Here is a 7,053-nt window from a genome sequence, read left to right as displayed (position 1 = left end):
CCACAGCCGGCGGCCCCGCCCGCCGCGGCGCCGCCGGCTGTGGACCCGGCCCCCGGACCGGGCGCCGATCCCGGCGGGGCGACGAAAGCGCAGATTCAGTTGGTGCCGCTCGCCGAGGACGAACAGGAAGCTGTCAGCGCATGGATCGACGACGGCTGGCAGACTGATTTTTCGATCAAGTCGGTTCACCTCTCCGAGGTGACCCAGGCCGCCGCCAAGCGCGACATCATTCCTCCGATCGACGAGCCCAAGTTCATTTCCGCCGCCGAGGTCGGCGACAACCTGCCGGGCAACGAACCGGTGGCGGTCCTGCAGGTCGAGGATCAGGTCCGCGCCTACCCGCTGCGGATCCTGACGTTCCACGAGATAGTCAACGACGAAGTGGCCGGGGTGCCGGTCGCCTCCACCTTCTGCCCGCTGTGCAACACCGCGATCGGCTTTCGGCGCCAGATCCAGGGCCAGACCCTGCGCATGGGCGTGAGCGCCAACCTTCGGGCGTCGAACCTGCTGATGTGGGACGACGTCACCGAGTCCTGGTGGCAGCAGTCGACCGGCGAGGCGATCGTCGGAACCTACACAGGCTGGCGGCTGGCGTTCCTGCCAATGGCGATTTCCTCGTTCGACACCTTCCTCGAGAGTTATCCCGACGGTCCGGTGCTGACTGAGGAGACCGGACACGTCCGCCGCTACGGATCCAATCCCTACGTCGGCTACGATTCCGGCAATCGCAAGCCGTTCCTGTTCTTCGATGAGATCGACGAACGCCTGCCGGCGACCGAACGGGTGATCGTGGTTGAAATCGGCGACGAGCAGGTCGCCTACCCGTTTTCGACCCTTGCCGAATCCCGGGTCGTGCACGACCGGGTGGGCGGCGAGGACATAGTCGTGTTCTTTACCCCCGGGACGGCCTCAGCGCTGGGCGCGGGCACGATCGCCGAGGCCCGCGATGTCGGAGCGGCCGGAGTATTCCGACCCCGCCTGAACGGGCAGGACCTGCAGTTCCTGGTCGAGGACGGCCTGATCGTGGACGATCAGACCGGGAGCACCTGGAATTCGCTGGGGCTGGCGACGGCCGGGGAGTTCAGCGGTCGCGGCCTGACCCCGGTCGTGCACGGCAACGATTTCTGGTTCTCCTGGGCCGCTTTACGCGAAAACGTGCGGGTTTACCAAACCTGATTTAGCCCGGCAGCGGTCGCCGTCGGTGGCCCCGCCTGGTGCCCCCAAGGGAATTCGAATCCCTGTCTACACCTTGAAAGGGTGTCATCCTAGTCCACTAGACGATGGGGGCAGGATCGCCGCCGGCGAACGGCGGAGCGGGCGATTTTAGAAGAAGCTGACGCGGTTCCAGCCCGACGGCGGGCCGAATCAGAGTTCGCGCCCCAGGCCCCGGTCGCGGGCCCGTTCGAGGACGATTGCCGCCGCCGCAATATCCCAGGCGGCAATTCCGAGCGACTCGAACAGGGTCTTCTCCCCCGGGCCGGTCCGTCCCCGCGCCTTGCCGGCAATGACGTCGCCCAAGGCAACTGCGGTGCCCCACGAAAACGTCCCGGCGGCGTTGGCCCGCAGCAGGTCGCCGCTCTCTATGCGAGCTTGGGCGATGTCGTCGCAGACCACCCGGTCGAAGCCTCCGACCGTGAGCGGGCCCAGTTCGGCGGCGTTGGCCCGATTCGAACCCATCGCATTCACGTGCACGCCGTTTTCCAGGTACCCGTCCAGGACCGGATCGGCGGAATTGGTGGCGGTAACGATTACGTCCGCGCCGTCGATCGCCGCTTCGGCCGACTCGGCCGCGGTGGCCGCCACGCCGCAGCGATCCGAGATTTCGCCGCAAAAACCCTCCAGCCGCTCGCGGTCGCGCCGGAAGGCCCGCACCGACCTTATCGGCAGAGTGCGGCAGATCGCCTCGACCTGGGTCCGGGCCTGGAAGCCGCCGCCGACGATGCCGAGGGCGCTTGATTCGGGGCGGGCGAGGTGGCGGCTGGCCACCCCGCTGGCGGCGCCGGTGCGCAGCTGCCCGAGGCGATTGGCCTCGATCACCGCCGCCAGCTGGCCGCTGGCGATCTCGTAAAGAAGCACACTGAAGGCGATTCCGCCGACAGTAGCCAGGTAGGACTTGTGGCCGGCGTAACCGCAGCCCTCGTCGCTGGCGGCCATGAGGTGAAGGGTCCGTCCCGATTGGAGGATGCGGCGGCGCGGCAGGTTCTCGGCTTCGCCGGTCGCCAACCGCCGCTGGACGCCTTCGACCGCATCCAGAACCGAGTCCATATCCAATACGGACTCGACTTCAGATTCGTTGATGTAGAGGGGCATGAGTTGGTCCTCAGATCCGGGGCCCGCGCACCGCCGCTTATTCGGGCGGGATGATGCCCTTTTTGACGATCACGTTCCCGTAGAGCCGCCGCTCGCTGGTCGAGACGATGGCAAAACTCTCGGCGGCGCGTTCGTAGAACTCGAACCGTTCCACCTGTTCGAATCCCACCGGGCCGCCCTCCGCGCTGGCCGCGATCTGTTCGAACTCGGAAACGATTTCCGGCTTCGGGCCGCCATCAACCGGAGCCATCGTCGCGCACGGTTCATCGACGAAGGTATCCAGCGGCAGTACGGTCAGCACCGCCGCCAGAACTTCGGTGGCGCTGTTGCCGTCGAGGCGCACAAGGCGCTCGGCGTTGGCGGTGTCGGGGAAGTTGGCGTCCACGATCACCAGGTCGTCACCATGCCCCATCGCCATGAGAACGTACAGCAGGTCGGCATTCAGCAGCGGGTCGATTCCTTTTAGCATCGGCGTCCTAACGGTGCGCGGCCAGTCAAGGCTCATATCGGGTTCGGGATTGCTCGGCTTCGGCGGCGCGGATCTCGTCGACCAGCGTCTGCGGCGGCGGCCCCCCGAGTTTGACCTTATAGCCGCGCCGGGTCAGGAATATGCGGGTTGCAAATCCGTAGCTGCGAAACAGGACCAGCGCGGTGATCGCAATCGCGCCCAGCACCAGCGGCCAGCGCGTCGCCGGGTCGGTCGTATCGACGAAGAGGCTGGCCAGAAGAAGGATTCCCAGGGATGCAATCCCGCCCAGCACCGCCAATCCCAGCAGGAACCCGCCCACCACCTCGGCAAGCGTCAACAATAAGCCGCGCGGAGCGCGCGAAGGATGTTGCAGGCCTATTCGAACCGCCAGAATCCGGGCAGTATCGTCACGCCCGGGTAGTCGAGACGACTGCCGACTTCGATCTCGGTCTCATTGTCCCACTCGACCTTGTGCAGCCTGCACGCCCAAGCGTCGTTTTCATGATCGAACCAGACCTCGAGCCAGTTGGCAAGGTGCTGGACGTCGCGTTCGTATTTGAGACCGACGCTGCCGGGCCGGACCACCCGCACGCCGCCGATGAGAACGTCCTGCGGGGAATGGATATGTCCGGTAATCAGCATCTGCGGACGGTCCTCTTTGCCCAGCAGCCGATCGTAAACCCGCGGCGAGGTGGTCGGCGTGAGGAAATCGTCTACGTTGTTGGCGTTGGCGTGGGCAATCATCAGCACCGGTGAATCAGCGTGCGCCCTGATCCGGATCGCGAACGGCAGGCCGGCCGCAGTCTCAATCAGGTCTTCGGAAAGCAGGTCGCGGCAGTAGAAGAAGACCGCCTTGAGCATTCCGCGTTTGGCCAGCCCCCAGGGGGGCGGAGGGACGTCGCCCAGCAGAAGATCGCGCTCGGTATTGCCGACCAGCATCAGCGCCCCGCGCTCCTGCAGCCGGTCCCACACCTCGAGCGGGCGGGGACCCCCGGCCAGCTGGTCGCCGTTGGAGATGATCGCTTCAAACCGACCATGCCGGTCGATATCGGCCAGGACGGCGTCCAGGGCTGTCAGGTTTGCGTGCACGTCGCCGAATACGGCGTAGCGCAGTGAATCGGTCAGGAGGGGCAATCCATCGGCTTGATCTGGGGCGACCTGCCAGCGGCACTCGCATCGCGCCCGGGGCGCTAACGATCGGGGCAGCGCGCCCGCCAAAAAAGAGGCGCTACTGGCCCGCCGGCTGGGAAATTTTATGGATTCTTGAACGTTCGCCGCGGCCAATGCGTACAACAATTAAGGCAAATGCGGGTTGATAATCGCGGGCGTACGCATCCCGCAAGGTATCTGCGGAGGAGGCTCGGGGACGTGGCGATAGCAGGAATTGAATGGCTAAAACGCCTGCTCTGGATTGCATGCGCGGCCTCCTTGGCGGCGGTTTCGCTGGCAGCCTGCGAGCCGGGCGGCCCGGCCGCCGAACCGGAGCTCGATTCGGCCGAAGCCGTGCAGGCCGCGGCGGCCGTGACCCTGGCCGAAGCGGCGATCGCAGCCTACGAAGCGGACCCGGAGGGCACGTTCGAGGAGTTGTCCACACCCGGCGGGCCCTGGCAAATCGGCGAGATGTACGTTTTCGTGATCGACCGCAACAGCGTGATTCAGGCCCATGCCGCCGATCCCGGCCTGGTCGGGTTGGACCTTTCCGAAACCGTGGATTCCGACGGATACCTCTTCACCCCGGGGCTGGTCGAGCAAGCCAGCGAGGACGGTGGCTGGGACATCTACCGGTTCACCAACCCGGTCACCGGCGAGGCCGAGCCCAAGCGTTCCTATGTGCGCCTGCTCGACGATGGACTCATCCTGGGTGTCGGCTACTACCTGGACGAAACCCGCTTCGTCAAGCACATCGTTAACGACGCGCTGGCGGTCTGGGAGACCGAATCCGATCCGATCCAGATATACCAGACCGATCCCCGGTTCAACCGCGGCGAAGCCTACCTCTTCGTGGTCAGGGCGCGCGACCTGGTTTCACTGGCCACCCAGGCCGAGCCCCAGCTGGTCGGCACCAGTCTGGCGGATTTGACCGACCATACCGGCAAGAAATTCGCCCTCGAAGGAAGGGCCCTGGCCGATGCGGACGGCGAGTGGCTCTACTACGGGTACCTGAATCCGGATACCGGCGCCGAAGAGCAAAAGCAGAGTTGGTTGGTAAGGGTCGACGAAGTGATCATCGGAGCCGGGTTCTACAGACCCCTCTGAACCGCAGCTAGGACCGCGCCGGCGGATCCTGCCGGGGCGCTCTAGCCTCCGGCGGCGGCCGGCACGATTGAAACCCGGGTACCGGCGCCCAACTCGGTCTCGAGGCCGTTGAGGAACCTGATGTCCTCATCGCCGACGTAAATCTGGACGAACGCCGAAAGTTCGCCGTCGGCGCCCAGCAGGCGTTCCTTGAACCCGGGATGGTCCGAATCGATCTGGTCGATCATCGCGCGGACGTTGGCGCTGTCGAGCTCGATGCGACGCTGGTTGCCGACCAGATCGCGCAGCGGGGTCGGAATCCTGACCGTGGCCATGGAGTTAGATCCTTATTCGATTTGATTTCAAGTTGTATTCGTCGGCGCGGGCCGTTGCGTGGTGATTTTCAGGCAAACACCGGCGTTCGGGCGTCGGCGGCGATGGCGTCCTCGAACGATCCCAGGGTCGGGGCGATGGTCATGTTGGCCACCCCGATTCCGTCCAGGGCTTCCTGGGTCTTGAGGCCGTTGCCGGTTATGTAGGCCACGACCGTTTCGTCACGGCCGAACCGGCCCTGCCGGGCCAGTTTGATCAGGGTCGCAACCGTCACCCCGCCGGCCGGCTCGGTGAAGATCCCCTCATCGGCGGCCAGGATCTTGATCGCTTCGACCACCTCGTCATCGCTGACCTTTTCGATCACGCCGCCGGTGCTGCGGGCGACCTCCAGGGAGTAGTTCCCGTCGGCGGGATTCCCGATCGCCAGGCTCTTGGCCAGCGTGTCGGGGTCGCGAACCGGCTCGAACTCGGTGGCTCCGCTCGCGAAAGCGTCCGCCACCGGCGAGCACCCGGCCGCCTGGGCGCCGGAGATAACGACACTCTGCGACTCGAGCAATCCGACTTCGACCAGCTCCCGGAACCCCTTGGCGATCTCGGTGTACAGGGCGCCGGATGCGATGGGGACCACCACCTGGTCGGGGGCGCGCCAGCCAAGCTGCTCGACCACCTCGAACGCCAGGGTCTTGGAACCCTCGGCGTAGTAGGGCCGCATGTTGATGTTGCAGAAGGCCCAGTCCTCTTCATCGGCGATTTCCGAGCAGAGGCGATTGAGCTGGTCGTAGGTGCCGTCCACCGCGATCAACTTCGCCCCATACACGGCCGCATTCAACACCTTGCCCGATTCCACATCGGAGGGCATGAACACGTAAATGTCCAGCGGGGTGCGGGCGCCGGCGCCGGCTACCGCCGAAGCCAGGTTGCCGGTCGAGGCACAGGCGAAAACCTCGTAACCCAGTTGCCGGGCCTTGGCCAGGGCCACCGTTACCGGGCGGTCCTTGAAGGAAAAAGTCGGGTTCAGGCTGTCGTTCTTCAGCCAGAGTTCGCCCAGGCCCAGCCGGTCGGCGAGCTTGCTGGCGCGTTGCAGGGGAGTAAATCCGACCCGAACGTTGTTCTCCCAGCCGCTCTCCAGCGGCAGCAGATCGGCGTAGCGCCAGAGCGAATTGGGTCCGGCGGCGATGCGCTCGCGGCTGACCCGGGCGCGGATTACATCGTAGTCGTATACGACCTCAAGCGGGCCAAAACAGAGGTTGCAGACATGCTGGGCGGCGGCCGGATAGACCGCGTCGCAGTTCTTGCACTTGAGGCCAAGTACTTTTTCGGCCATGGTGGTTAGTTCTCGGGGTGTCCTGAAGGAATAAACGGGGTTGGAGAGTCACGGGGCAGGGAGCGAGCGGGCCATCAAGGGACCGGTCGCCGCCGTGCCGCGGGCTCTACATCAGGGACGGACCGCCGTGCGAGCGACCAAGCAGGCGCGAACGGGCGCCGGGCGCGCCGGCCCGGCCAAAAAAGGTAACTTCTACCGAATCGAACATGGCTGTGGTGTCCTCTTATCTTGCGAATTCGCAGCTCGCCGGAGTTGGCACCTGGCCGCGCTCCACATGGTCCATGTCACCGAGCGCGCTGGTTGCCGGGCTTCAAAGGGCCGATCCCTCCACCACTCTGGATAAGAGCCGGAACCACCGTTATTCAATTGCCGCAAATTATAG

At 65.2% G+C, this 7,053-nt stretch carries 8 protein-coding genes, 1 tRNA gene and 1 riboswitch; of the genes, 2 read left to right on the top strand and 7 right to left on the bottom strand.

What is annotated here, in order from left to right; all coding sequences use genetic code 11:
* The first annotated feature begins 39 nt into the window (after positions 1-39).
* Complete coding sequence (locus F4X41_04010; protein MYB16188.1) at positions 40-1,176, top strand: DUF3179 domain-containing protein; 1,137 nt, start codon at positions 40-42, stop codon at positions 1,174-1,176.
* A 36-nt stretch (positions 1,177-1,212) separates the two neighbouring features.
* On the opposite strand, the gene F4X41_04005 is transcribed toward F4X41_04010, so the two are convergent.
* The 5 genes from F4X41_04005 to F4X41_03985 form a co-directional block, all read right to left on the bottom strand.
* Positions 1,213-1,288 (bottom strand) — tRNA-Glu (locus tag F4X41_04005).
* Between the two features lie 77 nt (positions 1,289-1,365).
* Complete coding sequence (locus F4X41_04000; protein MYB16187.1) at positions 1,366-2,310, bottom strand: ornithine cyclodeaminase family protein; 945 nt, start codon at positions 2,308-2,310, stop codon at positions 1,366-1,368.
* 37 nt (positions 2,311-2,347) lie between these two features.
* A complete protein-coding gene (locus F4X41_03995; GenBank protein MYB16186.1) occupies positions 2,348-2,779 on the bottom strand; it encodes a ribose ABC transporter in 432 nt (143 codons plus the stop codon).
* A gap of 25 nt (positions 2,780-2,804) precedes the next feature.
* Positions 2,805-3,116 carry a hypothetical protein gene (locus F4X41_03990; GenBank protein MYB16185.1) on the bottom strand — a complete coding sequence of 104 codons (312 nt, stop codon included), beginning with the start codon at positions 3,114-3,116 and terminating at the stop codon, positions 2,805-2,807.
* 38 nt (positions 3,117-3,154) lie between these two features.
* Positions 3,155-4,075 (bottom strand): metallophosphoesterase family protein, encoded by a 921-nt coding sequence (locus F4X41_03985; protein MYB16184.1) that lies wholly within the window; start codon positions 4,073-4,075, stop codon positions 3,155-3,157.
* Between the two features lie 72 nt (positions 4,076-4,147).
* Here F4X41_03985 and F4X41_03980 point away from each other — a divergent pair, with 72 nt between their 5' ends.
* The gene (locus F4X41_03980; GenBank protein ID MYB16183.1) at positions 4,148-5,035 is read left to right on the top strand and encodes a hypothetical protein; all 888 of its coding nucleotides are present in this window, start codon (positions 4,148-4,150) and stop codon (positions 5,033-5,035) included.
* 41 nt (positions 5,036-5,076) lie between these two features.
* Here F4X41_03980 and F4X41_03975 read toward each other — a convergent pair whose 3' ends face one another.
* A complete protein-coding gene (locus F4X41_03975) occupies positions 5,077-5,349 on the bottom strand; it encodes a MoaD/ThiS family protein (protein MYB16182.1) in 273 nt (90 codons plus the stop codon).
* A gap of 68 nt (positions 5,350-5,417) precedes the next feature.
* Positions 5,418-6,671, bottom strand: a complete 1,254-nt coding sequence (locus F4X41_03970; GenBank protein MYB16181.1) for a threonine synthase — start codon at positions 6,669-6,671, stop codon at positions 5,418-5,420.
* A 220-nt stretch (positions 6,672-6,891) separates the two neighbouring features.
* Positions 6,892-7,017: riboswitch (SAM riboswitch) on the bottom strand.
* Positions 7,018-7,053: the final 36 nt, after the last annotated feature.

It is taken from the genome of Chloroflexota bacterium (genome assembly GCA_009840625.1).
Lineage (GTDB): Bacteria > Chloroflexota > UBA11872 > UBA11872 > VXNJ01 > VXNJ01.
This window is presented reverse-complemented; position numbering and strand designations above follow the sequence as displayed.